Raw genomic sequence first — 26,078 nt, 5'->3', positions numbered from 1 at the left:
ACACGCCCTCCGCAGTGGGGCCCGGTATCTACCGCAGTTCCGCGCATGAGGACAGCTCTCGGCAGCGCCCGCACCACCGTGCAGGGGCGCGCTACCAGGCGGCAGAAAGGCAAGGACCGTGGTGTCCACGGTCACTTCTGACACGCCTACGGCGCCCGGTACCTCGGGTACGTCCGGCATCTCGGGCTCGCTCGGCACCTCGAGCACGCTCGGCACCTCGGGCACGTCCCGTACGGCCGGCACGACCGGCACCCCGGGCTCGCACGGCACCTCGGGCACGTCCCGTACGGCCGGCACGTCCCGGACGGTCGGCGCGTCCGTCCCGAAGCCGGGCAAGGCGGCCGGGAAGGCAGCCGGCAAGCGCGCCGGGTACGGACAGCTCCTCCGCACCCCGGGAGCGCTGTCCTTCCTGCTCCCCGGGTTCGCCGCCCGGCAGCCCTTCGCGATGCTGACGATCGGCATCGTCCTGCTCGTCCAGCACACCACCGGCTCGTACGGCAGCGCCGGCGCCGTCGCCGCCGTCACCGGCGTCTCGATGGCGCTGTTCGCCCCGCAGAGCGGCAAGCTCGCCGACCGCTTCGGCCAGCGCGCCGTCCTGGTCCCCGGGGTGCTGGTCCACTCCACCGCCGTCTCCCTGCTCGTGGTGCTCGCCCTGGCGGGCGCCCCGATGTGGGCCCTGTTCCTCGCCGCCCTACCGGCCGGTGCCTCCGTCCCGCAGGTCGGGCCGATGGTCCGTGCCCGCTGGGCGGCGAAGCTGGAGAACTCCCCGCTGATGCCGACGGCCGCGGCCTTCGAGTCGGTCACGGACGAGTTCACCTTCGTCGTCGGTCCCGTCCTCGCCACCGCGCTCTGCACCGGCGTGCACCCCGCTGCCGGTCTGATCGCCGAGGCGGCGCTCACGCTCTTCGGCGGCCTGTTCTTCGCCGCCCAGCGCAGCACCCAGCCCGCCCACGGCCTCGTCGCCGCCGCCGGCGGCGGTGAGGCGCGCGTCTCGGCCCTGTCGATCCCCGGCGTACGGGTTCTGGCCGTCGCCTTCCTGGGCATCGGCTCGGTCTTCGGCGGTATGCAGGTCTCGCTGACCGCGTTCTCCGAGGAGATCGGCAACCCCGGCGCCAACGGTCTGCTGTACGGGATCTTCGCCGCGGGCAACATGCTCGCGGGCATCGCGTGCGGCGCGATCGCCTGGAAGATCGGCCCGCGCAAGCGTCTGATCCTGGGCTACGCCGGACTGACCGTGGCGGCCTCGCTGCTCTGGTCGGCGCACTCCGTGGTGCTGCTCGGCGCGCTCGGCCTGATCGTGGGTCTGTGCATCGCCCCGGCCCTGATCACCGGCTACACCATCGTCGAGACCCTGGTCCCGGCCTCCGCCAGGACCGAGGCCTTCACCTGGCTCACCGGCGCCGTGGCGCTGGGGCAGGCGGCGGCCGTGACGGTCGCCGGCCGCCTCGCCGACGAGCACGGCGCGAGCACCGGATTCCTGGTGCCGCTGGTGGGCACGGCGCTCGCGCTGGCCACGCTCCTGGCGCTGCGCTCGCGGCTGACCCCCCAGGCGTCGGGCCGGGTCCGCGCACGTGGTATCGGTCACCGAGTGCCGGTGACGGTGGACTGATCCCGCGGAATACGTCACTATGGATCGTCGTTAGCACTCGATGAGTGTGAGTGCCAGGAGGAAGACAAGTGCCGACCTACCAGTACCAGTGCACCGAGTGCGGCGAGGGCCTCGAGGCGGTGCAGAAGTTCACCGATGACGCGCTGACCGAGTGCCCGAGCTGCAAGGGACGCCTGAAGAAGGTGTTCTCGGCGGTCGGCATCGTCTTCAAGGGTTCCGGCTTCTACCGGAACGACAGCCGCGGCTCGTCGAGCTCCAGCTCGCCCGCCTCGTCGTCGAAGTCCGCTTCGTCGCCGGCCTCCTCGTCGTCGGCGTCCTCGGACGCGAAGCCGGCCGCTTCGTCGAGCTCGTCGACGTCCTCGGCGTCGAGCGCGTCGAGCTCCACCTCGGCCGCCTGATCCGGGTCTCCCGACCTCTGTTCTTACGGAAGCCTTACCGCTGTGCGCGGTGGGGCTTCCGCCGTTTCTCGGGCCGATAATGTGACCGGCATGGCGACCAACGCGTTTGCGGACATCGGTGTGATCGGCGGCTCGGGCTTCTACTCCTTCCTGGAGGACGTGACGGAGGTGTCCGTCGACACCCCGTACGGCAGCCCCAGCGACCGCCTCTTCCTCGGTGAGGTCGCGGGACGGCGGGTCGCGTTCCTGCCCCGGCACGGCCGGAGCCACACGCTGCCGCCGCACCGGATCAACTACCGCGCCAACCTGTGGGCGTTGCGCTCGGTGGGCGTACGGCAGGTGCTCGGGCCGTGCGCGGTGGGGGGTCTGCGGGAGGAGTACGGGCCCGGCACCCTCGTCGTACCGGACCAGCTGGTCGACCGTACGAAGTCGCGGACGCAGACGTACTTCGACGGGGAGCCGCTGCCGGAGGCCTGGGGCGGGGCGGTCCCGAACGTCGTGCACACGACCTTCGCCGACCCCTACTGCCCGGACGGGCGGCGAGTGGCCCTGAAGGCGGCGCGGGCGCACGGCTGGGAGCCGGTGGACGGCGGAACGATGGTCGTCGTCGAAGGACCTCGGTTCTCCACGCGCGCGGAGTCGCGCTGGCACGCGGCGGCCGGCTGGTCGGTCGTCGGCATGACCGGGCACCCGGAGGCGATCCTCGCCCGCGAACTGGGCCTCTGCTACACCTCGCTCGCCCTCGTCACGGACCTGGACGCGGGCGCGGAGACGGGCGAGGGCGTCACCCACACCGAGGTCCTCCAGGTGTTCCGCGCGAACGTGGGGCGGCTGCGGGAGGTGCTCTTCGACGCGGTGGGCGCACTGCCGGACACGGCGGACCGGGACTGCCTGTGCACGCACGCGCACGACGGCTGGGACCTGGGGATCGAGCTTCCGTAGTCCTGTCGTCGATCCCCCTGGGGAGTGAGGGAGTTGTCCACAGGCGGCGAGTGATCCACAGGCCGCGGCGGGATGTTCGCGGAGACGGGATGGTGGGAGCGGTTCTCCGGACGGCCGGAGGACGGTACGACTCCCTACTCCCCTCCGGACAGGCGGTGCTGCCATGACGACCTCGGCTCTCCCCGGCCCTCTTCCGTACGCCGACCACTCCCCCGTTCCCGCGACGTGCGCGGTCCCGCCGTTCGATCCGTTGCGGGTACGGGGCGGGCGGCAGCGGCTGCGACGGGCGCTGCGGCGTCGGCGGCGGGCCCCGGCGGCGATCCTCGCGATGAGCGTGGCCGCGTTGGCGGTCGCGGGCGGAGGCGAGGTCTCCGCCGGCCATCCCCCGCCCACGGAGGCGCGGGAGCGGCACCGGCCGCCTGTGGTGCGGCTGGTGTCGGCGCCGGTACGGATCGCCGACGCGGAGGCCGTGCGGCTGCTGCGGCCCGGTGACCGGGTGGATGTGATCGCGGCCCCCAACTCTCCGATGGGCGGGAGCAGTAGCGGGGGCGGTGGGGCGCGTGTGGTCGCCAGGGGTGCTCGAGTGGCCGACGTTCCGGCCATGGGCGAGACTCGTTCGGACGGTGGGGCGTTGGTCGTCCTGTCCGTTCCACGGTCGACGGCTACGGCTCTGGCGGGCGCGGGTGTCACGTCCCAACTGGCGGTGACATTGTGCTGATTCGCACGGACGGCCTGTCAAGTAACCGTTTCGTGTGCACGGATTGGACGCATCTGCGTCGTTCGCTGCCTAATGGCAGCGCTACTTGCACGGCTTCTTGCACAAGCGACGAAAGGCACCCTGGTGAGTCCGAAGAACGAAGGCGTGGTGGCAGGCTTCAAGGCCTTCCTCATGCGCGGCAATGTGATCGACCTCGCGGTGGCGGTGGTCATCGGTGCCGCGTTCACCAACATCGTGAACTCGGTGGTGAAGGGTGTCATCAACCCGCTGGTCGGCGCCTTCGGTACGAAGGACCTGGAGAGCTACCGGTCCTGCCTCAAGGGTCCGTGTGTGGTCGACGACGCGGGCAACGCGGTCTCCGGCATCCCGATCATGTGGGGCCTGGTGCTCAGCGCCGTCCTCAGCTTCCTGATCACGGCGGCCGTCGTCTACTTCCTGATGGTGCTTCCCATGGCGAAGTACCTGGCCAGGCGGGCCGCCCACGACAAGGCGAAGGAGGGCGTCCAGGAGACGCTGGAGATCAGCGAGCTGGAGGTCCTGAAGGAGATCCGCGACCTGCTCGTCGCCCAGCGCGGCCCGAGCACGGGAAGCGGTACGGGTGCGGGCCCGGGTACGGGTTCCGGCGGGAGCGGGTCGCACCCCACCCCCTAGCCGGCGACTCGCACCGGCGTCAGAGGTGGTGCGGCGGCTTCTCTTCGAGGAAGCGCGCAAGATCGGCGGCACTGTCGCTGCCGCTCTGAGGCCGCTCGCCCCACCCGCGGTCCGTATCGTCCGCGGACTGCTGGTCCAGCGGATCGTCGAAGACCAGCTTCGGCTCCGTGGTGTTCTCGGGGATCGACTGACTGCCGGGCTGCTTCGGGTCTCGCGGGCCGTGGGCGGGGGCGGTGCTCATCCCACCAGCCTACGCCGGGTGCGGGGCGTCAGCGGTCCTTCGGGTCGATCAGCCACAGGCCCAGGACGACGAGGAACGACAGGACGAGGAAGCCGGCCCCCCACCAGGCCGTGCCGGTGTCCCCGGCCATCCACTCGTCGACCACGATCGTCAGCCCCCAGAGCTGCCCGATGACGACCGTGAGGGCCAGGGTCAGGCGCGCGCTCAGCTTCGACGAGCGTTCGGGCTCCTGCTCCGTACCGGCACCGGGGCCCGGGCCCGTGTGGCGGACCCGGGGGTCGCCGTAGCCGCTGGTGGGCCGGATCTGCGGGTAGCGCTCGTGCACCGGCCGGTTCAGCCGGGGCTGCGCGCTCCCGGGGGTGTAGGCGGGGCGCGGCGGAGGCTCGGGCGGCAGGACGGGGCCCGGGTCGGGGGTGCCCGGGGCCCGGCCGGGGACCTCGGGGTCCCGGGGGAAGGGTGCGTCGGTCATGTGCGCTCGCTCCTCGTGACGGCCCCGTCCGCGGAGGCGCCCGGGCAGTTGAGGCGCTCGGCCAGATCGGGACGCTCGGCGCCGAGCTGCCGGCACAGGCTCTCCTGGACGCTCTCGCCGGAGCGGGTGGTGCCGACGGCCCAGACGCTGCCGTCGGCCTCCTCCACCAGGAGGACCTTCGGCAGCGCCCGCGGCGGCGGGCCCGCGGTCACCTCTCCCGTACGGGCGTCGAAGACCCCCTCGTGGCAGGGGCAGTACAGCTCGCCCTCGGTGCCGCGGTCCTGCCGCCAGAGCACGGCACAGGCGAGGTGGGTGCAGACGGCCGAGTAGCCGACGAGGGTCCCGTCCTCCAGGCGGACGGCGACCGCGCGGTCCGCCTGCTCGGGGTAGCGGAAGGCGAGGGACTCGCCGGGCAGCAGCTGGTCGGCGATCTTCTTCGGCTCGGGTGTCCCGTCGGTGTCGCCGTGGCGGTGCAGGATCCCTGAGGCGACGCCGATGCCGCCGATGGCCAGGCCGCCGGAGACGGTGGCGACGATCCGGAGGTAGTCGCGCCGGGTGGTGAGCGAGTCGGCGGCGATCCGGTCGTGCAGCGCCTCCTGGGCGGCGTCGGCCGCACCCTGGCCGTCGGCGGGCGGCTGCTCGGTGACGCTCATCGGACCGCCTTCCCGTTGATCTCCACGACGGGGAGCCCGCCGGGGACCGGCCACTGGACCTTGTCGGCGGGGACGACCATCGCCACTCCGGTGGAGACGGTCGTCGAGCCGAAGGTGAAGGAGTCGGCGACCTGGACGCCGGGGCGCTCGCTCTGGAGCTCCTCGAGGGTTCCGTAGAAGAGGGCGCCGGTGGGGCAGACCGTGGCGCACATCGGGGCGAGTCCGTAGGCGGTGCGGTCGTAGCAGAGGTTGCACTTCATCTGCAGCTTCGCCTGGAGGTCGATCTTCGGGACGCCGAAGGGGCAGGCGTTGACGCAGTTGGCGCAGCCGATGCAACGGGTGGTGTCGGCCTGCTGCACCACACCGTCGGCGGTGACGAGGATGGCGTCGGCCGGGCAGACCTCGGCGCAGGGCGCGACCGGGTCCTCGCAGTGCATGCAGACCGTGGGAAGGGAGGCGACGGAGTGCCCCTCGTCGGGGTAGTCGAGGTGGATCATCGACTTGCCGCGGTGCGAGTCGCACTCGCGGCAGGCCGAGACGCACGCCTGGCAGCCGATGCAGCGCCCGGGGTCGATGAAGATCGTGCGGCCCATCATGAGCGGCGTCAGCTCCTCTCCGCGGTGCCACGGCCCTGCGGGGACGTGGGCGGCAGGGGGTCGGTACGGGAGACCTGCGTCTCGGGGTAGGCGTGCTGCCCGGGGGCGGTCGGGGGTTCGGGCACCTCGTCGATCCGCTCCGCGGCCTCGATGCGTGCCGCGCAGACCTTGTACTCGGGGATCTTGGAGCGGGGGTCGAGGGCGTCGACGGTGAGGGCGTTGGCGGCGGTGGGGACCGGCCAGTGGTACGGCACGAAGACGGTGTCCGGGCGGATCGCCTCGGTGACCAGGGCGGGGAAGACCTCGCTGCCGCGGCGGGTGACGACGCGGACGGGTTCGCCGTTGCGGAAGCCGTGCGAGGGGTGGACCTCGACCCAGGGCCTCGGGGTCTGTTCGACGAGGGCGCCAAGGCGCCGGGTCTGGTTGCCGGAGAGGAAGTGGGCGACCGTGCGGCCGGTGGTGAGCGAGAGGGGGTACTCCTCGCTGTACGGGTCCATGGGCGGGTGCCATTCGACGACCTGCATATGGATCTTGCCGTCCGGGTGGTAGGTCCTGCCGTCCTCGAAGAGGCGGGGGGTGCCCGGGTGATCGGTGGAGGGGCAGGGCCAGGCGATGCCGCCGGTCTCCTCCAGGCGTTCGTAGGTGATGCCGTAGTAGTCGTTGACCGTTCCGGCGGACGCGACGCGGAGCTCCTCGAACACGGACCGGGAGTCGGGGAAGTCGAACTTGTCCCCGGCGCCGAGGCGCCTGGCGAGTTCGCAGATCACCCAGGTGTCGGTGCGGACCCCGGCGGGCGGCTCCTGGGCCTTGTTGTGCTTGACGACCCGGGCCTCGGCGTTGGCCATCACGCCTTCGTCCTCGGCCCAGACGGTGACCGGGAAGACCACGTGCGCGTTGGCGGCGGTCTCCGACAGGAAGAAGTCGAACTGGGCGTGGAACTGGAGGGTGTCGTAGCCGTTCTTGACGGTCGCGTAGTTGGGGAGGGAGACGAAGGGGTTGTTGCAGATGCCGATCAGTCCGCGGATCTCCTCGCGCTGCATCTGCCAGACCATCTCCATCATGGAGGTTCCGGCGGGCGGGAGTTCGGACTCGTCGATGCCCCAGATCTCGCAGATCTGACGGCGGTGCTCGGGGTCGGTGATGGAGCGGCCGCCGGGCAGCAGGTCGGACTTCTGGCCGTGCTCCCGGCCGCCCTGACCGTTGCCCTGGCCGGTGATGGTGCCGTAGCCGGCGCCCGGCCTGCCGATGTTCCCGGTGGCGGTGCACAGGTTGATGATGGTCAGGCAGTTCTCGACGCCCTGGGAGTGGTGCTCGACGCCGCGGGCGTGCCAGGCCATGGCCCGCTCGGCGCCGGCGAACATCCGGGCGGTGCGCACGATCTGTTCCTCGGGCACGCCGCAGATCTCGGCGGAGCGGGACGGCGGGTACTCCTGGACGGTCCTCCTGACCTCGTCCCAGCCGGTGGTGTGTGCGGCGAGGTAGGCCTCGTCGGTGAGGCCCTCGGCGACGATCACGTGCAGGACGGCGTTGAAGAACGCCGAGTCGGTGCCGGGCTTGAGGGCGACATGGAGGTCGGCGGTGCGGGCGATGGCCGTCTCGCGGGGGTCGACGACGATCAGGGACGCGCCGCGGTCCCGGGCTCCCCACAGGTACTGGGTCATCACGGGGAAGCACTCGCCGACGTTGGAGCCGGCGATGAGGAGGCAGTCGGTGAGGAGGATGTCGGAGAACGGGTTGCCGGCCCGGTCGATGCCGAAGGACAGCTTGTTGGCTCCGGCGGCGGAGACCATGCACAGGCGCCCGTTGTAGTCGACGTGCCGGGACTTCAGGGCCACGCGGGCGAACTTGCCGACGAGATAGGTCTTCTCGGAGTAGAGGCTGGCCCCGCCGAGCAGGCCGAAGGAGTCGTTGCCGTGCTCGGCCTGGATGCGGCGGATCTCGGCGACGGTGTGGTCGAGTGCCTCCTCCCAGCTCACCTCGCGGAACTCCTCGTCGCGGCTGCGGCGCATGAGCGGGGCGGTGAGCCGGTCGGGGTGGTTGACCTGCTGGTAGGCGTTGATGCCCTTGGGGCAGAGCCGCATCCGGTTGATGTCGTGGTTGCGGGGTTCGACGCCGAAGACCTTGCCCGCGCGGTCGACGCGCAGGTACATGCCGCACTGGACGCCGCAGAAACAGCAGTGGGTGGGGACGAGCGTCTCGCCGTTCTGGTCGGCGTGCCAGCGGTCGGCGGGGATGCCGCCGGCGTCGCGGAAGTTACGGGTGCCGGGCGGGGCGATCGAGGGGTCGAGCGGGAGCTGGTGGTCGCGGCCCACGTGCTGCTGGGTCACTTGAAGCCCTTCTTGACGTGGGTCAGGTAGGCGTTGCCGCGCATCACGCGCTTGCAGCGGGGGCAGTACTCGGGCCCCTGGTCGAAGCCGAGCTTGAGGTCGCGCATGGTGCCCTGGAGGTTCTCGACGTAGGGGGCGGTGTCGATGGGCTCCTCGCAGCGGCGGCAGGCGAGGACCTCGTCGCCGTCCTTGCGGCGGGAGGTGTACTTGAAGAGCTGCATGCCGACGGCGGCGGGCCGCTGCACGATGTGGAAGAACTTCCCGAACGGGATGTAGATGAGGGTGAAGACCACCGACACCATGTGCAGGATCGCCAGGAACTCGTAACCGCCGCCGTGCAGGAAGATCGACGAGAAGGTGAGCAGGAGCCCGGTCACGGAGATGACGATGAGGGCGATCAGCGGGACGAGGTCGTAGGCGAAGCGCTGGCCGGTGATGGCCCCGCGGTCCTTCATCCGGCGCCACAGGAAGTAGCAGGCGCCGGGGATGACGAGGACGGCGGCGATGTCGAGCCCGTGGAACATCAGCCAGCCGACGATGTTCAGGGAGTCGAAGCCGAGGACCTTGAAGCCCCAGATGCGCATCTCGTAGCCGGGCCCGGACCCGGTGGACGAGGTGAAGGTGAACCAGCCCCAGGTGAGCGGGAAGGTGATCAGGGCGGCCAGGATGCAGCCCCAGAAGATCAGCTGGTGTGCCGCCCAGCGGGCGTGGGACCGGGCGCCGAGGAACTTCTGGAAGCCGAGGTAGGTGGCGATCATCTTCGGCAGCGCGGTGGGCGCCCTGCGGAAGTTGGCGGCCGAGAAGAACGAGCGCCAGCCCTGCTTGAAGAGACGGCGCGCACCGGGCGCGGAGATCCAGACGGTGTAGCGGTAGGCCACGCCGAAGGCCAGGAAGACGGTGGCGACGGCGTACGGAAGGAGCGCCGAGTCGAAGTCGCGCAGCAGCCGGCTGCCGAGGACGATCGCGACGATCAGCAGCACGGAGACAGCGGTACCGGCGAGCGCGGCCCGGCGGCGTACGTCGGCGGGTGTCTGGACGACGGGCGTGAGGTCCTGCGGTTGCTCGCTCACGGGTGGCTCGGTCACGCGCACACGCTAGGGCGATATGCCGGAATTCAACCTGTTTTGCGGGCCGGGCGGGTGAGCGTGTCGCTCAGATGGCGTTCAGGCCGTGGACGCGGAAGACGGCGCGGGCCTCGTCGAGCTGATGCGCTGTCGGAGAGGGGGTGTCGTGGAGCGTGAAGGGCATGGCGAGTGCCTGCCACTTCGCTTCGCCGAGCCGGTGGAAGGGGAGGATGTCGACGCGCGAGACATTGCCCAGCCCGGCGGCGAAGGAGGCGACTCCCTCGATGTCGGCGGGGTCGTCGGTCAGACCGGGGACGAGCACGAAGCGGACGTGGACCTCCTGGCCGAGGTCGGCGAGGCGGCGGGCGAAGTCCAGGGTCGGCCGCAGCGGGCGGCCGGTGACCTTCCTGTACGTCTCCTGCTCCCAGGCCTTGATGTCGAGGAGGACGAGGTCGGTGTCGCGCAGCAGGGCGTCGGTGGCGCGGGCGCCCAGGAAGCCGGAGGTGTCGAGCGCGGTGTGCAGTCCCAGCTCGTGCTTCATCCGGTGGAGCAGCTCCCCGGTGAAGACGGGCTGGAGGAGGGGTTCGCCGCCGGAGACGGTGGCCCCGCCTCCGGCGGCGGAGATGAAGCGGGTGTACTTCCGCGCTTCGGCGATCACGTCGTCGGCGGAGGTGCGCGTGCCGCTCCGCATCCGCCAGGTGTCGGGGTTGTGGCAGTAGAGACAGGTCAGCGGGCAACCGGAGAGGAAGGTGACGAAGCGGGTGCCGGGGCCGTCGACGCCGGTCGACAGGTCCCAGGAGTGCACCGAGCCCTCGGAGGGGCGGCGGGTGACCGCGGCGGCCGGTGTCACGGGCGCGGGCATGATCGTGGTCATGACGGGACCTCTCCGTCCGGGGCTCCTACAGCGAGCCGTGGAAGGTGCGGTTGAGGACGTCCAGCTGCTGGTCGCGGGTGAGACGGACGAAGTTGACCGCGTATCCGGAGACCCGGATGGTCAGCTGCGGGTGGTTCTCCGGGTGCTCCATGGCGTCCATCAGCACATCCCTGTCGAGCACGTTGACGTTCATGTGGAAGCCGTCGCTCGCCATGTAGCCGTCGAGGACACCGGCCAGGTTCCTGATCCGCTCCTCCGGGGTCCGGCCCAGACCGTCGGGGGTGACGGTGCTGGTCAGCGAGATGCCGTCCTCGGCGTCCTCGTACGGCAGCTTGGCGACCGACAGCGCCGAGGCCACATAGCCGTGGGTGTCGCGGCCGTTCATCGGGTTGGCGCCCGGGGAGAACGGCTCGCCGGCCCGGCGCCCGTCGGGGGTGTTGCCGGTCTTCTTCCCGTAGACGACGTTGGAGGTGATGGTCAGGACGGACTGGGTGTGCTCGGCGTCGCGGTAGGTGGGGTGCCTGCGCACCTTCCTCATGAACTCCTCGACCAGCCGGACCGCGATCTCGTCGGCGCGGTCGTCGTTGTTGCCGTACGCCGGGTAGGCGCCCTCGATCAGGTAGTCGGTCGCGAGACCGGTCTCGTCCCGGACCGGGGTGACCCTGGCGTACTTGACGGCGGCCAGCGAGTCGACGGCGACCGCCAGGCCGGCGATGCCGCAGGCCATGGTGCGGCGCACGTCGCGGTCGTGGAGCGCCATCTCGATCCGCTCGTAGGCGTACTTGTCGTGCATGTAGTGGATGACGTTCAGCGCGTGGACGTACGTGGCGGCGAGCCACTCCATCTGCTCGTCGAACCGGGCCATCACCTCGTCGTAGTCCAGGACGTCGGAGGTGATCGCCCCGGTGGCCGGACCGACCTGGGCGCCGGACCTCTCGTCGCGACCGCCGTTGATCGCGTAGAGGAGGGTCTTGGCGAGGTTCACCCGGGCACCGAAGAACTGCATCTGCCGGCCGACGGGCATCGCCGAGACGCAGCAGGCGATGGCGGTGTCGTCCCCGAAGCGGGGCCGCATCAGCTCGTCCGACTCGTACTGCACGGACGAGGTGTCGATGGAGACCCTGGCGCAGAACTCCTTGAAGCCCTGGGGAAGGCGGGGCGACCAGAAGACGGTCATGTTCGGCTCGGGCGCCGGGCCGAGGTTGTAGAGGGTCTGGAGATAGCGGAACGAGGTCCTGGTGACCAGCGGACGGCCGTCCTCGCCCATGCCGGCGATGGACTCGGTGACCCAGGTCGGGTCTCCGGAGAACAGCTCGTCGTACTCGGGGGTGCGCAGGAAGCGGACGATACGGAGCTTGATGATGAAGTCGTCGACGAGTTCCTGCGCCTGCTCCTCGGTGAGGAGTCCGGCCTCGATGTCGCGCTGGAGATAGACGTCCAGGAAGGTGGAGGTCCGGCCCAGGGACATCGCGGCGCCGTTCTGCTCCTTCACGGCGGCGAGATAGGCGAAGTACACCCACTGGACGGCCTCGCGGCCGGTCGTCGCGGGGCCCGAGACGTCGTGGCCGTAGGAGCGCGCCATCGCCTTCAGCTCGCCGAGCGCGCGGATCTGTTCGGCCAGCTCCTCCCGCAGCCGGACGGTCTCCTCCAGCGAACGGCCGCCGGCGGGGAGGGAGTCGAGCTCCGCCTTCTCCTCCCGCTTGGCCGCGATCAGCCGGTCGACCCCGTAGAGGGCGACGCGTCGGTAGTCGCCGATGATGCGGCCGCGGCCGTACGCGTCGGGGAGACCGGTGATGACGCCGGCCTTGCGGGCGGCGCGGATCTCAGGGGTGTAGGCGTCAAAGACACCGGCGTTGTGGCTCTTGCGGTACTCGGTGAAGACCTTCTCCAGCTCGGCCGAGACCGGGTAGCCGTAGGTCTCGAGGGCGCCGGCGACCATGCGCCAGCCGCCGTACGGCATGATCGCGCGCTTCAGCGGGGCGTCGGTCTGCAGGCCGACGATCAGGTCCTTGTCGCGGTCGATCCAGCCCGGGGCGTGGGCGGTGATGCTGGAGGGGATGTCGTACGCGACGTCGAGGACGCCCTTGGCGCGCTCCTCGGGGAAGCGGTCGGTGACGGCCTTCCACACCGCGGTGGTGCGCTCGGTAGGACCGGCGAGGAAGGAGTCGTCGCCCTCGTACGGCGTGTAGTTCTGCTGGATGAAGTCGCGGACGTCGACGGCGTCGCGCCAGAGTCCGCCCCGGAAGCCCTTCCAGGCCCGCTCGTTCACCGTTGCCTCAGCAGGGGTCGCCGTCATGGCCCGCACCGCCTTCTTCGATTCGTTCGATCGCGTCGTTTCCTGTCTCCATTGCACTCCTCCCGACCGGCCGTCCGGGTCGGCAATGGTCACCGGTCGACGGTCTTTGGTCCCGTTCCGGGCATGCGGAAAGACCCCGCCGGAGCGGGGTCTTCCGGGAGCTCGGTGACCTGTCGGAGAGCGCGGTGACCGTCCGGGACAGCGCGGCCGGTACGCCGGTCAGCTGGGCGCCTCCGCGCCCTTGCGGGCGTAGAACCACCAGGTCACGACCGTGCAGCTGGCGTAGAAGGCGACGAAGCCCCACATCGCGCTGGTCACGGCCACCGAGCCGAAGAGGGCCGGGATGAAGAAGAAGCCGTAGGCGGCGATCGCCGAGGTGAAGCCGGTGACCGCACCGGACTCCATCTCCGACTGCTTCAGCGCGCGTGCGTACTCCGGGGTGCCCTCCGTCAGCCCCTTCAGATGGGTGGAGCGGAAGATCACCGGGATCTGGCGGAAGGTCGAGCCGTTGCCGATGCCCGAGAAGAAGAACGCCGCCAGGAAGCAGAAGAAGAAGCCGTAGAAACCGCCCGTGTCCGACCCCGACGGGAGGAAGGAGATGACGCCGATGATCGAGGCCGCCATGCCCACGAAGGACAGGATCGTCACCCGTGCGCCGCCCAGCTTGTCCGCGACCCAGCCGCCCGCCCACCGGGCCAGGGCGCCCACGGCCGGGCCCATCCAGGCGTAGGTGGCGACGGAGTAGTCCGGGAACGTGGTCTTGATCAGCATCGGCAGGGCGGCCGCGAAGCCGATGAAGGAGCCGAAGGTGCCGACGTACAGCCAGGTCATCAGCCAGTTGTGCTTGCGCTTGAAGATGATCTTCTGCCGGCTGAAGGGGGTGGAGGCGACCTTCAGGTCGTTCTGGCCGAACCAGGCCACCGCCGCGAGGACGAGCAGCACGGGGACCCAGATGAAGGCGGCGTTCTGCAGGTGGACCGGGGTTCCGTCGGCCCTGTGCTGGGCCGTGCCGATCGCGATCGTCGACCAGGTGATGACGATCGGCGTCAGCAGCTGCACCGCCGAGACGCCCAGGTTTCCCAGGCCCCCGTTGATACCGGTCGCGCTGCCCTTCTTCGCCTTCGGAAAGAAGAAGCCGATGTTCGCGAGCGAGGAGGCGAAGTTCGCGCCGCCGATGCCGCACAGGGCCGCGATGGCCACCATGACGACGTACGGGGTCGACGGGTCCTGGATCGCGACGCCCAGCCAGATCAGCGGCACGATCAGCACGACGGTCGACAGCGCCGTGAAGCGGCGCTGACCGATCCTCGGGCCGAGGAAGGTGTAGAGGATCCGGGCGGTGCCGCCCGTCAGACCGGGGATGGCCGTCAGCCAGAACAGCTGCGAGGTGGAGAAGCCGAAGCCGACGTCCTGCAGGTTGGTGGCGGTGACGCTCCACACCTGCCAGACGACGAAGGCCACCAGGAGCGCCGGGACCGCGATCCACAGATTGCGGCTCGCGACACGCTTCCCGATCGACTTCCAGAAGAGCTCGTTCTCCGGCTCCCAGTCGGTGATCGGCCGGCCCGGGCGGTACTGCTCCGCGTCGTACGAGGGTGCCGGCCCGCTCGTCGCCGCTCTGGTGTCCTGGAGTACGGAACTCATGGCGCTTCCCTGGGATTGGGGCTGTCCTTTGCCCTTCCAGGCTGCGTCCGCGCCCAGGGGCCGGGTCAGAGGCCATGGTCGTGACCCCGGCGGGCAGAGGTCCCGCCCCTCCCGGGCCCTAGGGACCCCGCGTGCCGAAGGACCCGGCCCGGGCCCGGCTCTGATGTCCTGTGGCGCATGACGCAACCGTTCCTGCCCCTCACCGCGCGGTCCCGTGCCGAGGCGCACCGCGCCGCCACACCGCTCGAGCTCTTCTTCGACCTCTGCTTCGTCGTCGCCGTCGCCCAGGCCGGCGCCGAGCTCGTGCACGCGGTCGCCGAGCACCACGCCGCCGAGGGCGTCGGCCACTACGCGATGGTCTTCTTCGCGATCTGGTGGGCCTGGATGAACTTCACCTGGTTCGCCTCCGCCTACGACAACGACGACGTCCTCTACCGCGTCGCCACCTTCGTCCAGATCGCCGGCGTCCTCATCCTCGCCGCCGGGATCTCCCGCGTCTTCGAGGACGACTTCCTCGTCACGGTGCTCGGCTACGCGGTCATGCGGCTCGCCCTCTCGTTCCAGTGGCTGCGCGCCGCCCACCACGCGACGGACGCCGCCGAGCGCACGATGTGCCGCCGGTACGCGGCGGGGGTGATCCTCTGCCAGATCGGCTGGACCGCCCTCCTCTGGGCCCCCGAGTCCGCCCGCACCTGGATCTTCGTCGTCATGATCGTCGCCGAGCTGGCGGTCCCCGCGATCGCGGAGAAGGACACCCACACCCAGTGGCACGCGCATCACATCGCCGAGCGTTACGGCCTCTTCACCATCATCGTGCTCGGCGAGACCGTCGCGGCCGCGACGGTCGCCGTGAAGACGGGGGTCAGCGAGTACGACGCCCTCGACGAACTGCTCCCGATCGCCGCGGGCGGCCTGCTGATCGTCTACGCCGCCTGGTGGATCTACTTCGCCGCGCCCGCCCACGTCCGCCTGCGCTCCAACCGGCAGGGCTTCCTCTGGGGCTACGGCCACTACCTGATCTTCGCCTCCGCCGCGGCCATCGGCGCCGGGATCGAGATCGCCGTCGAGCAGGCGGTGGGCAAGGCCCACATCTCCACGCTCGCGGCCTCCTCCGCCGTGACGATCCCCACCGCGCTCTTCCTGCTCTGCGTGTGGCTGCTCCACGCCCGGTACTTCAAGGTCGGCATCGCACAGCAGCTCGTCCTGCCCGTCTCGTCGCTGGCGATCCTCATGTGCACGTTCGCCGGCCGCTGGGCGGTCCTGCTGGCCGGTCTCGCCGCGGCGGCGACGGTGGCCGTCGGGGTGACGCTGTCCGCGCGCAACCCCGTCTCGCGCGGCTCCGGCCCCGGTCACGGGCACGGCCCCGACCAGGGGCACTGATCGAACAGGCGTGGTACGCAGGCACCATGACGAACCAAGACGCCATCACGGACGTGCCGGGGCTCCGGGTCGGCCACGCGCGCGTGACCGGGCCGCGGGCCCTCAGCGGGACCACCGTCGTCCTCGCCCCCGAGGGCGGGGCCGTCGCCGGCGTGGACGTGCGCGGCGGCGGACCCGGCACACGGGAGACCGACGCCCTCGACCCCCGTAACGTCGTCCGGCGGATCGACGCCGTGGTCCTCACGGGCGGCAGCGCGTACGGGCTCGACTCCGCGGCCGGGGTGATGGCCTGGCTGGAGGAGCGGGGGCGGGGGGTACGGGTGGGGCCCGAGCCCTCGCACGTGGTCCCGGTCGTCCCCGCCGCCTGCGTCTTCGACCTGGGCCGCGGCGGCGACTTCGCCGCCCGGCCGGACGCGTCCACGGGGCGGGCGGCGGTGGAGGCCGCCGCGGCCACGGAGCTCCACGCGCGCGTGGAGGCGGGCGCGGTCGGGGCGGGCACGGGCGCCGTCGTGGGCGGGCTCAAGGGCGGGGTCGGCACGGCGAGCACGGTCCTGGAGTCGGGGATCACGGTCGGCGCGCTGGTCGTCGTCAACGCGGTCGGCTCGGCGGTCGATCCGGAGACGGGCGCGCTGTACGGGGAGTACTTCCACGGCCGGCCCGCGTACCCGGAGCCGGCCGTCCACGAGGCCGCCCGCCTGCGCCTCGCCGAGGCCCGGGCGACGAACACGCCGCCGCCGCTCAACACCACCCTCGCGGTCGTCGCGACGGACGCCGCGCTGACCCGGGCGCAGGCGCAGAAGTTCGCCGGCACGGCGCACGACGGCATCGCGCGCGCCGTCCGCCCGGTCCATCTCCTCAACGACGGAGACACCGTCTTCGCCCTCGCGACCGGTGCGCGCGAGCCGGACCCGGACGCCGGTCCGCTCGCACTCAACGAGATCCTGGCGGCCGGCGCCGACCTGGTCACCCGGGCGATCGTGCGGGCGGTCAGGGAGACCGCCGAGGGGGTGACGGGACCGGGCGGGGACTTCCCCTCGTACCGCGAGCTGTACGGACCCGCACCGCTTGTCGACTCCCCGTCCAACAAAGGGAGTTGAGCCGATCGCCGACCCGCGTGCGGGAACTTCACGCACGCCCCCGTCGTTTTGCCGAACCCCGGACACGATGTCGGACCCAGGGACTACGTTAAGCAAGCACCAAGTGACATGCGGCGACGGCCTGGAGACCCTCTTGAACGATCCGCAGGATCATCTCGATCCGTACGAGACGACCGAGACGCACGTCGAGCGCCTCCTCGGCCGGGCGCTCAACTCCTTCGACCTGTCCGACTCCACGATCGAGCGCCTGGAGACGGCGTTCGCCCATTCCAGCGCGCTGCACTCCTCGCACCACAGCGCGTCGCTGCACCGCACCACGTACCGCCACACCTATCTCCTGGCCGACGGAACGGCGCTCAGCCTCTGGGAGCTGGTGCACAACTCCGGCCGGAACGGCACCGAGCAGCACGAGCTGTACGCGGACGAGGCGGAGGCGCGGCTCGCCGCCTCCCGGCTCCCCTCCCGCTTCTCCCCGGGCTGGGGCGTCGAGCGCTCCACCGAACCGGACTTCGACGAGGACGGCGACCTGGAGCTGCTCAGCACCCTGCTGTCCCGCCGGATACCGAAGCAGCCCCGGAAGTACGTCGCCGAGGACTCTCCGGACCACGCCCGGCGGGTGCTGCGCCGCGCGGAGAACGCGGACCGGCCGGGCGAGGAGACCGCGCGCCGGCTGCGCGTGGCGTACGCGCACCACATCACGCAGGCGTTCGGCCGCCAGTACGCCGCGACCGAGGGCGGCCGGGACGCCGGCTTCACCCTCTACGAGCACGCGTTCCTGCTGCTCGACGGCACCGAGCTGAGCCTCTGGGAGGTGGAGCACACGGCGACCCCCGACGGCCGCCACATGTGCGAGGTCTACGAGGACGAGCGCACGGCACGCGACGCGATGGAGCACCGCGCCCGGGTGCGGTGAGCCACGGCGCAGAGGAGGGCGGCCACCCTGGCCCCGCCCTCCCCTGGCCGGTCTAGGGGAGGCGAACGAGCAGGGCCACCGTCACGCCGGTCAGCCGCTCGGCGCCGGTCGCGGTGTAGCGGGCTCGGAGAGCCCGCGCCTGGGCGGCCGGGAGGGCGTCCAGCGGATCGGCCGCGTCACCGGCCACGACGAGCCAGATCCTCGGCTCCTCCCGCAGACAGGCGGCCGGGTCGGGACACTCCGTCGACCACAGGTCGGCGCGGTCGGCGGCCGCGGTGCCCAGGAAGACATCGCGCGGCCGCAGCCCGTCCGCCAGGTAGAAACGGACACCCACGTCGAGCATGCGCCAGTGGTCGTCCCCCCGGTCGAACGCCACCGCGTCCCCCGGCCGGTGATACTTCTCGATCGTCCGGGCGGCACCCTCGAAGTCGACGCCCTGCCAGAAGTGGGCGAACGGTCGGCGTACCGCCTGCTGTTCGGGCAGCGTCAGCAGGACCAGCGCCACGATGACCCCCGCGACGGCTCCCCGCGAGCGAAGGCGTGAACGCGGACCGGCGACCCCCGCCCCGGCCAGCACGGCCCAGGCGGGGAGGGTGAAGAGCAGGTACCGGTAGTAGAAGTACGAGACGTCGCCGTGCGATACCGCCCACAGCAGCAGGGGTGGCAGCAGGGCGAGCGCGAGGAGACCGAGGACCGCGGAGCTTCCGGCCGTGGGCCGGTCGGCGTAGGGTCGGTCGGCCGCGGAGCCGCCGGCGTTGGCCCCGTCGGGCTCGGCTCCGTCCGGCTCCGGGCTCACCGCCGCCGGGCTCACGCTCGCCCGGCTCACCGCCGCCCCGTGGCGGTCGCCCCCGGCCAGGGCCGCCAGGACGGTCATCGCTCCGGCGACCAGCGCGGATGCGTACAGCTGCGGCAGGAAGGTGACCAGGCTCCACAGGTCGGGGCCGGGGATCCAGGAGATCTGGCGCCCTGCGTGCGCCCGGCCCAGCAGCACCACGGGACCGGCGGCCGCCGTACCGGCCAGCGCGGCGAGACCGAAACGCAGGGCGGTCGAGCGATCCGCGCGGGCCCGCCGCACCACAAGGACCAGGTGCCCGGCCAGGACGGTCAGGGCGATCAGATGCAGCAGCCCGACCGCCGCCACGCACCCGGCGTACGCGGTCCAGCGCCACCGGCTCTCCGGGCGTTCCAGGGCCCGGAGCAGCAGCAGGGTGGCCAGGGTGGCGGCCAGGACCACGAGGGCGTAGGGCCGGGCCTCGTGGGCGTACCGCGTGACGACGGGGACGAGCCCGAACAGCAGACCGGCGGCCAGCCCCGCGCGTCGGCCGAAGAGGCGCTGCCCGATGAGCGCCGTGCAGCCGGCGGTGCCCGCCATCGCGAGCGCCGAGGGCAGGCGCAGCGCGGTGGCGGAGTCCCCGAAGACGCTCATCCAGCCGTGCAGGAGGAGGTAGTAGGCGCCGAGGACCGCGTCGACGTGCTGAAGCGTGTCGAGCAGCCTGCCGGTGGAGCGGCGGGCGACCTCCCAGGTGGTGAGCTCGTCCTGCCACAGCAGCGGACTGCCGATCTCGTACACGGTCAGGGCGAGGGTGAGCAGCGTCGGCCACAGCCACACCTCGGGCCGCCGTCCCCGCCCGTCCGGCCGGGCGCCCGCGCGCCGGACGGTCGCGGGCGCCGTGCGGCCGCGGGCCGGGGAGGCGACGGGCGGAGGAAGGGCGGAAGGAGGGGCGGAAGGAGGGGTCGCCACGGGCCTCAGCCCCGTGGCGCGGTCGCGTGGGCCGCGGCGGCAGGCTCCGGGACGGCAGCGAGCCCGAGCTTCTGCACGGCGAACTCGCGGTTCCGCACGGTCTGCTCGCGGTACGCGTCGGGCAGGTCCGGCATGGCCAGAAGCCGGTCGCAGGCGGTGAGGGACCCGGCGAAGTCCCCGACCCAGTAGGCGGTGATCGAGAACTCGAACAGCAGCCCCCAGCGGTACACCCACGGCTGGGTGAACAGGATGTCGTCCGGCGGCCTGCGGTCGACAGCGGCCGATACGATCGCGTGGGCGCTGTGGTGACGGTTCATCTTCCGCAGCCGCGCCGCCAGCTCGTAGCAGGCTTCGAGGCGCTCCGGGCGCGCCTCCCAGGCGCGGGAGAGGGCGTCCGCCGCGGCCGGCCAGTCGCCCGTGTCCGCCCTGAGGACCCCGGACTGGAGCAGCGCGTAGTAGACCTCCTCGATCCAGCCGCCCATGCTCGCGCGGCGCTCGTAGAGGTCGATCGCCTCACTCGTACGGCCCATGTCCCGCATGGTCTGGGCGAGGTAGAAGACCGTGCGGGTGTTGGAGGGGTCGCGTTCGTATTCGGCGGAGAGCAGCCGGGCGTCGCGCTCGAACTTGTCGTGGCGCGAGCCCCCGTCGGCGTGGTCCTCGATGACGAGGGCGTCGAGGTTCTCCTGGACGTGGTCCCGGTCCGCGGTGAGGTACTCGTGCGTCACGCCCTCGTACCGCCAGGGGAGATCGCCCCTGACCAGGCGCTTGATGCGGTACTCCGTCGCGCCCTCGTGGCGCAGCATGTAGGCGTCGGCGGTCAGCGCGGGCAGCGGGCCGTCCTGCCGCAGGACGAGGTCGGCGTCGAGGAGGAGGACGTAGTCGGCCCGGCCCCGGGCGTGGGAGAGGTTCAGGCTCCGGTTGTGCCCGAAGTTCACCCACGGCTCCTCGTGGAGCTCGCCGGGGATGCCGTCGAGCGCCTTGCGGATCAGCTCCCGGGTCCGGTCGGTCGAGCCGGTGTCGGAGATGACCCACGTGTCCACGAGGTCCCGGACGGAGGAGAGACACCGTTCGATGACCCGGGCCTCGTTCTTGACGATCATGCACAAGCAGATGGACGGCTTCACGGCAACACCACTTCGGCGGGGTCGGTGGGGGGCGACCTTAAGCACGGGGCCGGGACCGCCGGGGACACCACGCCGACGGGCGCCTTCAGGTTCGCCGCCGTGTACGCACCCAGGGGGATGGCAGCGGTAGGCCATGCGTTGACAGTCCTTCCGGAGCCGTAAAGGCGGCGTGAGCGCGATCCGATGATCTGAAAGGAAGCTCGAACTCGCTTCCGGTGCACCACTCGATCCGGATGAAGTAAGGAGCTGTTGCATGAGTCCTGATTCCAGGACGAGGTCCATCTTGGGCCCGCTTCCGCGACGCCGCGCCTGGCTCAACGGAGGCGCCATCGCTTCGATCGCACTTGTTCTCACGGGGTTCACGACCCCCGGATCCGCCTCGCCCCAGGGCGCGGCCGGACCTTCGGGAGTGAACGCCGCAGGCGCACCGTCGGGAGGTGACGACTGCCAGGACCACAACCAGCGCCCGCACAACGAGCAGAGCTCGGACCCGGTGCTGTGGGGCCCGGTGTCGCGCGAGAGCGCCCCGATGCCGCACGAGGGCGCTCCCGCGCTCGGTGATCTCGAGGGTTATGTGGACCATCAGGTCCAGCAGTACACGGGCGGCAGCCTGGCGCAGTACCTGCAGTCGTCGTCCCAGCGGGCGTACGACCGTTACGTACTGGCAGCACCGGTCGGCGACCCCGACCACTGCCAGAACGTCCGGCCGGGCCCGACGGGTCCGACGGGCGCCACCGGGGCCACGGGGGCTACGGGGGCGACCGGCGCCACGGGAGCCACCGGGGCGACGGGTCCCACCGGGCCCACCGGCTCCACCGGCCCGGCCGGAGCCACCGGCGCGACCGGAGCCACGGGGGCTACGGGGGCGACCGGAGCCACGGGCGCCACCGGGGCTACGGGTGCGACCGGCGCCACGGGTGCCACAGGTGCCACAGGTGCCACCGGGCCCTGCTCGGACATCGACCTCTACGCGCCCAGCGCGACCCAGGACTTCCAGGCCGTCCTCACCGGCGGCAAGGTGTTCGCCGGTCAGGCTGCTTCCCTCGGTGGGCCGATCTCCTGGCAGGACCTCACCAACGCCACGCCTGTCGGTATGGACCCCGCCAACCCCGGCTATCCGCCGAACGTGTGCGCCGTCGGCATCGAGGCCCAGGGCGACAACGCCTACATCAAGGTGCTCACGACGGGCGGCCAGGTGTACCAGACACACGGTGACATCAACGGTCAGTTCACCTGGGACGAGGCCTGGTTCCTCCAGAACACACCCACTCCGGTGGTGCTGCGCAACACCAAGTTCAGCCGCAGCCTGGAAGCCCAGGGCGTGGTGAACCGCTCCTGACCTGAGCGGTGTACGCCGGGCATCAGCGGAAGGCCCGGACCGGGGCATCCCGGTCCGGGCCTTCCGTCGTCGTCCCAGGGTCAGTGCGTGAGTACCGGCTCCTTCTCGACGGTCACGGAGGCATCCGTACCCTCGTCGCCGTCCGCGCCCTCGATGTGCTGCTTCGGCTTCGCCGGCAGCGCGAACATCACCAGGAAGATCACGGCGAGCACCGCCACCGCCCACCCGAGCGCGTTCTGGAACGCGTCGGTGAACGCCGCGCCGATCTCCCCCGGCGCCTTCGCCAGCCGCTCCTCGTCGATCACGCCGAAGAAGACCACCGACACGAGACCGAGTCCGAGCGCGTTGCCCATCTGCCCGGTCGTGTTGATGAGGCCCGAGGCCGAGCCCGCGTGCTCGCGCGGCACGTCCGAGAGGACCGCGTCCGTCAGCGGGGCCACGATCAGCCCCATGCCCACGCCCATGACGACGAGCGGCGGGATCATCTGCCAGGGCTCGATGCCGGTCCCGTACCGCCCGGCCTCCCACAGGTAGAGGAGCATGCCCGCCGCCATCGTCACCGCACCCGTCTGCAGCACCTTGCGGCCGAAGCGCGGGACGAGCTTCTGCACCGACAGACCGGCGGCCGTGGAGACGGCGATCGAGAACGGCACGCCCGTCAGACCCGCCTTCAGCGGGCTCCAGCCCAGACCGACCTGCATGTACAGCGTCCAGACCAGGAAGAAGATGCCCATCACGACACCGAACGTCAGCTGGACCGCGATTCCGCCCGCGAAGCTCTTCACCTTGAAGAGCGTCAGTTCGAGGAGCGGGGAACCGTCCTTCTTCGTCTTGTACTTCTCGTACCCGATGAGGGCGGCGAAGACGACGAGGCTGCCGGCCATGCACAGGTGGCCCCAGAGCGGCCAGTCCAGCTCACGGCCGCGCGTCAGCGGGTAGATCAGCATCAGCAGCGCGAGCGTCACGAGCAGCACGCCCACGATGTCGAGGCGGAGCGCCTTGGGCGCCTTCGACTCGGTGATGAACTTCCGGCCCAGAATCAGGCCCGCGATGCCGACCGGCAGGTTGATCAGGAAGATCGGGCGCCATTCGAGGCCCGCGATGTTCCACTGGGTGAGCAGCGCGCCGAGGAGCGGGCCGGAGACCGCGCCGAGGCCGATGATGGCGCCGAACATGCCGAAGACCTTGCCGCGCTCGTGCGCGGGGAAGGTGACGTGGATGATCGACAGGACCTGCGGGACCATCATCGCCGCCGCCGCGCCCTGGAGCAGGCGGGAGGCGACCAGCATCTCCGGGTTCGCGGCGAAGCCGCAGAGCGCGGAGGCGAGGGTGAAGCCGGCCGTGCCGAGGAGGAACAGCCGCTTGCGGCCGTAGATGTCGCCGAGACGGCCGCCGGTGATCAGACCGGCGGCGAACGCCAGGGCGTAGCCGGCGGTGATCCACTGGATCGCTCCGAAGGACGCGCCGAGGTTCCGCTCGATGCTCGGGATCGCGATGTTGACGATCGTGGCGTCGACCAGGTCCATGAAGGCGGCGGTCATGACGATGGCGAGGGCTATCCAGCGCCTCCGGTCGGTGGCCGCGGCACCCTGCACGGCGGCGTCGTGTGAACTCATAGGAGAAACGTAGAGGGCATGTAGGTCAGCTGATGTCCTAGATGCGACGCATGCTGGAACACATGACGGACACTCCCGCACGACTCCTGAATCTGCTCTCGCTGCTCCAGACACCGCGTGAGTGGCCGGGCAGCGAACTCGCCGAGCGGCTCTCGGTCTCCGCGCGCACGATCCGCCGCGACATCGACCGGCTGCGGGAGCTCGGCTATCCGGTGGAGGCGACGAAGGGCGCGGTGGGCGGGTACCGCCTGGTCGCCGGTACGGCCATGCCGCCGCTGCTGCTCGACGACGAGGAGGCGGTCGCGATCGCGGTGGGCCTGCGGGCGGGGGCCGGGCACGCGATCGAGGGCGTCGAGGAGGCGTCGGTACGGGCGCTGGCCAAGCTGGAGCAGGTGCTGCCGTCGCGGCTGCGGCACCGGGTGTCCACGCTGCAGAACGCGACGATCCCGCTGACGCGCGGGGACGGGGCGACGGTCGCGCCGTCGACTCTGACGGCCCTCGCGGGCGCGGTGACGGCGCAGGAACGGCTGCGGTTCGGCTACCGCGCGGGGGACGGGACCGAGTCGCGCCGCCTGGTCGAGCCGTACCGGCTCGTGTCGACGGGGCGGCGGTGGTACCTCGTGGCGTACGACATGGAGCGCGAGGACTGGCGGACGTTCCGGGTCGACCGGGTGTCCGACCCGTTCGCGACGGGGGCGCGCTTCGCCCCGAGGGAGCTCCCGGCGGGCGGCGCGGCCGAGTACATGACGCGTTCGATGTCCCGGGCGCAGCCGGAACTGGACCTGGACGTCACCTTCGACGCCCCCGCCGACTTCGTGGCGGCCCGCCTCCCGGCCCACCTCACCCCGACGCCGACGGGCGCGACCACGTGCCGGCTGCGCACGCGCACCGCGGACTCCACGGAATGGCTGGCCATCCGGCTGGCCCTGGTGGACGCCCCGTTCACGATCCACGCGCCGTCCTCACTGACGACGTACGCGAAGGACCTGGGCGCGCGCCTGACGGCGGCGGCGACGGCGACGAGCGCGGCGGCAGACGCGGGGTGAACGCTCCGGGCGGACGTGCCCCAGGGCGCGCCCGCCACGCCGCCAGCGCGGCGACGCCTCGGGCACCCGCTGCTCGGGGCCGTCGTCGCGGAGACCGAAGGCCGCCGCGCTGCGGCGCGTGCGCTCGCCCGCGGCAACGGCCCGCGCACGGTCGACGCCGCGCCCGGCCGCCCGGACGCCCCGCCCGAGAGGGCGGGGGCACCGGTCGCCGCCCGGTGCGCCGACCGCGCTAGGCCACCGCGTCGAAGCCCGTGTCGCGGGCCATCTTCTTCAGTTCCAGGAGTGCGTGCTTTTCGATCTGGCGGATCCGCTCACGCGTGAGGCCGTGCTCCTTGCCGACCTCGGTCAGCGTGCGCTCGCGGCCGTCCTCGATGCCGTACCGCATACGGATGATCGACGCCGTGCGGTGGTCGAGCTTGTCGATCAGGTCGTCGAGCTCCTCACTGCGCAGCAGCGTCAGCACGGACTGCTCCGGCGACACCGCGGACGTGTCCTCCAGGAGGTCGCCGAACTGCGTCTCGCCCTCGTCGTCCACCGACATGTTCAGCGAGACCGGGTCCCGCGCCCAGTCCAGGACGTCCACGACCCGCTCGGGCGTCGAGCCCAGCTCCGCCGCGACCTCGGCGGGCTCCGGCTCCCGGCCGTTCTCCCGGTTGAACTCGCGCTGCACGCGCCGGATCCGTCCGAGCTCCTCCACCAGGTGGACGGGGAGCCTGATCGTGCGCGACTGGTCGGCTATGGACCGCGTGATGGCCTGGCGGATCCACCACGTGGCGTACGTCGAGAACTTGAAGCCCTTCGCGTAGTCGAACTTCTCGACCGCGCGGACCAGGCCCGCGTTCCCTTCCTGGATCAGGTCGAGCAGCGGCAGACCGCTGCGCGGGTAGCGTCGCGCGACGGCGACGACCAGCCGGAGGTTCGACTTGATGAAGAGGTCCTTGGCACGCTCGCCCGCCTCGTACAGAGCCTCGAGCTCCTCACGGGACGCGTTTCCCGCCTCCGATTCCACCTCGCCGTCGAGGATCTGCCGGGCGTAGACACCCGCCTCGATGGTCTGGGAGAGCTCGACCTCCTTGGCGGCGTCGAGCAGGGGCGTGCGTGCGATCTCGTCGAGGTACATGCCGACCAGGTCGCGGTCGGCGATCTCCCCGCCCACGACGCGAACGCTGCTCGCCCGGCTCTTGCCACTACCGCTGGTGGCGGAGGACTGACGACGGGCGACGGCACGGGTTGCCATGCGTGCTCCCTTGCTGAGTAGGTCGCGACACCCTTCCGGGTGCCCTGCATCCGACGGAAACAACGACTGGAATCAGGACAGAATTCCCACGCGGCGCATCGAT

Annotated in this window: 23 protein-coding genes; 10 read left to right on the top strand and 13 right to left on the bottom strand. The window is 71.4% G+C overall.

Going from position 1 to position 26,078, the window contains the following annotated elements:
- Window positions 1–400 precede the first annotated feature (400 nt).
- From ACF1G2_RS27900 to mscL, 5 genes are all read left to right on the top strand, one after another.
- Complete coding sequence (locus ACF1G2_RS27900) at window positions 401–1,609, top strand: MFS transporter (protein WP_391801078.1); 1,209 nt, start codon at window positions 401–403, stop codon at window positions 1,607–1,609.
- A 68-nt stretch (window positions 1,610–1,677) separates the two neighbouring features.
- The gene (locus tag ACF1G2_RS27895; RefSeq protein ID WP_391800932.1) at window positions 1,678–2,007 is read left to right on the top strand and encodes an FmdB family zinc ribbon protein; all 330 of its coding nucleotides are present in this window, start codon (window positions 1,678–1,680) and stop codon (window positions 2,005–2,007) included.
- A gap of 90 nt (window positions 2,008–2,097) precedes the next feature.
- Window positions 2,098–2,949 carry an S-methyl-5'-thioadenosine phosphorylase gene (locus ACF1G2_RS27890; RefSeq protein WP_391800931.1) on the top strand — a complete coding sequence of 284 codons (852 nt, stop codon included), beginning with the start codon at window positions 2,098–2,100 and terminating at the stop codon, window positions 2,947–2,949.
- 163 nt (window positions 2,950–3,112) lie between these two features.
- Window positions 3,113–3,667 (top strand): hypothetical protein, encoded by a 555-nt coding sequence (locus tag ACF1G2_RS27885; RefSeq protein ID WP_391800930.1) that lies wholly within the window; start codon window positions 3,113–3,115, stop codon window positions 3,665–3,667.
- A gap of 147 nt (window positions 3,668–3,814) precedes the next feature.
- Complete coding sequence (mscL, locus tag ACF1G2_RS27880) at window positions 3,815–4,318, top strand: large conductance mechanosensitive channel protein MscL (protein WP_391801077.1); 504 nt, start codon at window positions 3,815–3,817, stop codon at window positions 4,316–4,318.
- 19 nt (window positions 4,319–4,337) lie between these two features.
- On the opposite strand, the gene ACF1G2_RS27875 is transcribed toward mscL, so the two are convergent.
- The 9 genes from ACF1G2_RS27875 to ACF1G2_RS27835 all read right to left on the bottom strand — a co-directional run bounded on the left by ACF1G2_RS27875 (window position 4,338) and on the right by ACF1G2_RS27835 (window position 14,482).
- Window positions 4,338–4,559, bottom strand: coding sequence for a hypothetical protein (locus ACF1G2_RS27875; RefSeq protein ID WP_391800929.1), 222 nt, complete (start codon window positions 4,557–4,559; stop codon window positions 4,338–4,340).
- 28 nt (window positions 4,560–4,587) lie between these two features.
- On the bottom strand, window positions 4,588–5,028 hold the full coding sequence (locus ACF1G2_RS27870) for a hypothetical protein (protein WP_391800928.1): 441 nt from the start codon (window positions 5,026–5,028) through the stop codon (window positions 4,588–4,590).
- Window positions 5,025–5,681, bottom strand: coding sequence for a Rieske (2Fe-2S) protein (locus ACF1G2_RS27865; protein ID WP_391800927.1), 657 nt, complete (start codon window positions 5,679–5,681; stop codon window positions 5,025–5,027). The genes ACF1G2_RS27870 and ACF1G2_RS27865 overlap by 4 nt, the downstream gene beginning before the upstream one ends.
- Entirely contained in the window at window positions 5,678–6,277 is a 600-nt protein-coding gene (locus ACF1G2_RS27860; protein WP_352187176.1) for a 4Fe-4S dicluster domain-containing protein, read from the bottom strand. The genes ACF1G2_RS27865 and ACF1G2_RS27860 overlap by 4 nt, the downstream gene beginning before the upstream one ends.
- An 8-nt stretch (window positions 6,278–6,285) precedes the next feature.
- Window positions 6,286–8,604, bottom strand: a complete 2,319-nt coding sequence (locus ACF1G2_RS27855; protein ID WP_391800926.1) for a molybdopterin oxidoreductase family protein — start codon at window positions 8,602–8,604, stop codon at window positions 6,286–6,288.
- Window positions 8,601–9,674, bottom strand: coding sequence for an MFS transporter (locus ACF1G2_RS27850; protein ID WP_391801076.1), 1,074 nt, complete (start codon window positions 9,672–9,674; stop codon window positions 8,601–8,603). Before ACF1G2_RS27850 ends, ACF1G2_RS27855 begins: the two co-directional genes overlap by 4 nt.
- 82 nt (window positions 9,675–9,756) lie before the next feature.
- The gene (gene pflA / locus ACF1G2_RS27845; protein ID WP_391800925.1) at window positions 9,757–10,542 is read right to left on the bottom strand and encodes a pyruvate formate-lyase-activating protein; all 786 of its coding nucleotides are present in this window, start codon (window positions 10,540–10,542) and stop codon (window positions 9,757–9,759) included.
- A 25-nt stretch (window positions 10,543–10,567) separates the two neighbouring features.
- The gene (gene pflB, locus ACF1G2_RS27840) at window positions 10,568–12,838 is read right to left on the bottom strand and encodes a formate C-acetyltransferase (protein ID WP_391800924.1); all 2,271 of its coding nucleotides are present in this window, start codon (window positions 12,836–12,838) and stop codon (window positions 10,568–10,570) included.
- A gap of 219 nt (window positions 12,839–13,057) precedes the next feature.
- On the bottom strand, window positions 13,058–14,482 hold the full coding sequence (locus tag ACF1G2_RS27835) for an MFS transporter (RefSeq protein WP_391800923.1): 1,425 nt from the start codon (window positions 14,480–14,482) through the stop codon (window positions 13,058–13,060).
- A gap of 177 nt (window positions 14,483–14,659) precedes the next feature.
- On the opposite strand from ACF1G2_RS27835, the gene ACF1G2_RS27830 reads away from it, so the two are divergent.
- The 3 genes from ACF1G2_RS27830 to ACF1G2_RS27820 all read left to right on the top strand — a co-directional run bounded on the left by ACF1G2_RS27830 (window position 14,660) and on the right by ACF1G2_RS27820 (window position 17,872).
- Window positions 14,660–15,862, top strand: a complete 1,203-nt coding sequence (locus ACF1G2_RS27830) for a low temperature requirement protein A (protein ID WP_391800922.1) — start codon at window positions 14,660–14,662, stop codon at window positions 15,860–15,862.
- Window positions 15,863–15,888: 26 nt separating this feature from the next.
- Window positions 15,889–16,959, top strand: a complete 1,071-nt coding sequence (locus tag ACF1G2_RS27825) for a P1 family peptidase (RefSeq protein WP_391800921.1) — start codon at window positions 15,889–15,891, stop codon at window positions 16,957–16,959.
- Between the two features lie 133 nt (window positions 16,960–17,092).
- Window positions 17,093–17,872: a DUF6227 family protein gene (locus ACF1G2_RS27820; protein ID WP_391800920.1), complete on the top strand. Its 780-nt coding sequence runs from the start codon at window positions 17,093–17,095 to the stop codon at window positions 17,870–17,872.
- A 52-nt stretch (window positions 17,873–17,924) separates the two neighbouring features.
- Here the strand turns inward: ACF1G2_RS27820 and ACF1G2_RS27815 are convergent, their stop codons facing one another.
- Both ACF1G2_RS27815 and ACF1G2_RS27810 read right to left on the bottom strand, forming a co-directional pair.
- Complete coding sequence (locus ACF1G2_RS27815) at window positions 17,925–19,613, bottom strand: glycosyltransferase family 39 protein (RefSeq protein ID WP_391800919.1); 1,689 nt, start codon at window positions 19,611–19,613, stop codon at window positions 17,925–17,927.
- Between the two features lie 5 nt (window positions 19,614–19,618).
- Entirely contained in the window at window positions 19,619–20,713 is a 1,095-nt protein-coding gene (locus ACF1G2_RS27810) for a glycosyltransferase (RefSeq protein ID WP_391800918.1), read from the bottom strand.
- Window positions 20,714–21,146: 433 nt separating this feature from the next.
- On the opposite strand from ACF1G2_RS27810, the gene ACF1G2_RS27805 reads away from it, so the two are divergent.
- Window positions 21,147–22,076 carry a hypothetical protein gene (locus ACF1G2_RS27805; RefSeq protein WP_391800917.1) on the top strand — a complete coding sequence of 310 codons (930 nt, stop codon included), beginning with the start codon at window positions 21,147–21,149 and terminating at the stop codon, window positions 22,074–22,076.
- Between the two features lie 80 nt (window positions 22,077–22,156).
- Here ACF1G2_RS27805 and ACF1G2_RS27800 read toward each other — a convergent pair whose 3' ends face one another.
- On the bottom strand, window positions 22,157–23,692 hold the full coding sequence (locus ACF1G2_RS27800; protein ID WP_391800916.1) for an MFS transporter: 1,536 nt from the start codon (window positions 23,690–23,692) through the stop codon (window positions 22,157–22,159).
- A 62-nt stretch (window positions 23,693–23,754) separates the two neighbouring features.
- Here ACF1G2_RS27800 and ACF1G2_RS27795 point away from each other — a divergent pair, with 62 nt between their 5' ends.
- Window positions 23,755–24,738, top strand: a complete 984-nt coding sequence (locus tag ACF1G2_RS27795) for a helix-turn-helix transcriptional regulator (protein ID WP_391800915.1) — start codon at window positions 23,755–23,757, stop codon at window positions 24,736–24,738.
- Between the two features lie 229 nt (window positions 24,739–24,967).
- Here the strand turns inward: ACF1G2_RS27795 and ACF1G2_RS27790 are convergent, their stop codons facing one another.
- A complete protein-coding gene (locus ACF1G2_RS27790) occupies window positions 24,968–25,975 on the bottom strand; it encodes an RNA polymerase sigma factor RpoD/SigA (RefSeq protein ID WP_391800914.1) in 1,008 nt (335 codons plus the stop codon).
- Window positions 25,976–26,078: the final 103 nt, after the last annotated feature.

It is taken from the genome of Streptomyces sp. NPDC013457, assembly GCF_043089925.1.
Lineage (GTDB): Bacteria > Actinomycetota > Actinomycetes > Streptomycetales > Streptomycetaceae > Streptomyces.
The sequence above is the reverse complement of the archived record's forward strand: the minus strand, read 5'-3'. Positions and strand labels throughout refer to the sequence as shown.

Excerpts from the sequence above, each read along its gene's own strand:
- ACF1G2_RS27790 (WP_391800914.1), bottom strand. The coding sequence starts at position 25,975 with ATGGCAACCCGTGCCGTCGCCCGTCGTCAGTCCTCCGCCACCAGCGGT.
- ACF1G2_RS27835 (WP_391800923.1), bottom strand. The coding sequence starts at position 14,482 with ATGAGTTCCGTACTCCAGGACACCAGAGCGGCGACGAGCGGGCCGGCA.
- ACF1G2_RS27800 (WP_391800916.1), bottom strand. The coding sequence starts at position 23,692 with ATGAGTTCACACGACGCCGCCGTGCAGGGTGCCGCGGCCACCGACCGG.
- ACF1G2_RS27885 (WP_391800930.1), top strand. The coding sequence starts at position 3,113 with ATGACGACCTCGGCTCTCCCCGGCCCTCTTCCGTACGCCGACCACTCC.
- pflB (WP_391800924.1), bottom strand. The coding sequence starts at position 12,838 with ATGACGGCGACCCCTGCTGAGGCAACGGTGAACGAGCGGGCCTGGAAG.
- ACF1G2_RS27825 (WP_391800921.1), top strand. The coding sequence starts at position 15,889 with ATGACGAACCAAGACGCCATCACGGACGTGCCGGGGCTCCGGGTCGGC.
- ACF1G2_RS27870 (WP_391800928.1), bottom strand. The coding sequence starts at position 5,028 with ATGACCGACGCACCCTTCCCCCGGGACCCCGAGGTCCCCGGCCGGGCC.
- ACF1G2_RS27830 (WP_391800922.1), top strand. The coding sequence starts at position 14,660 with ATGACGCAACCGTTCCTGCCCCTCACCGCGCGGTCCCGTGCCGAGGCG.
- ACF1G2_RS27795 (WP_391800915.1), top strand. The coding sequence starts at position 23,755 with ATGACGGACACTCCCGCACGACTCCTGAATCTGCTCTCGCTGCTCCAG.
- ACF1G2_RS27875 (WP_391800929.1), bottom strand. The coding sequence starts at position 4,559 with ATGAGCACCGCCCCCGCCCACGGCCCGCGAGACCCGAAGCAGCCCGGC.
- ACF1G2_RS27865 (WP_391800927.1), bottom strand. The coding sequence starts at position 5,681 with ATGAGCGTCACCGAGCAGCCGCCCGCCGACGGCCAGGGTGCGGCCGAC.
- ACF1G2_RS27860 (WP_352187176.1), bottom strand. The coding sequence starts at position 6,277 with ATGATGGGCCGCACGATCTTCATCGACCCCGGGCGCTGCATCGGCTGC.
- pflA (WP_391800925.1), bottom strand. The coding sequence starts at position 10,542 with ATGACCACGATCATGCCCGCGCCCGTGACACCGGCCGCCGCGGTCACC.
- ACF1G2_RS27890 (WP_391800931.1), top strand. The coding sequence starts at position 2,098 with ATGGCGACCAACGCGTTTGCGGACATCGGTGTGATCGGCGGCTCGGGC.
- ACF1G2_RS27810 (WP_391800918.1), bottom strand. The coding sequence starts at position 20,713 with ATGATCGTCAAGAACGAGGCCCGGGTCATCGAACGGTGTCTCTCCTCC.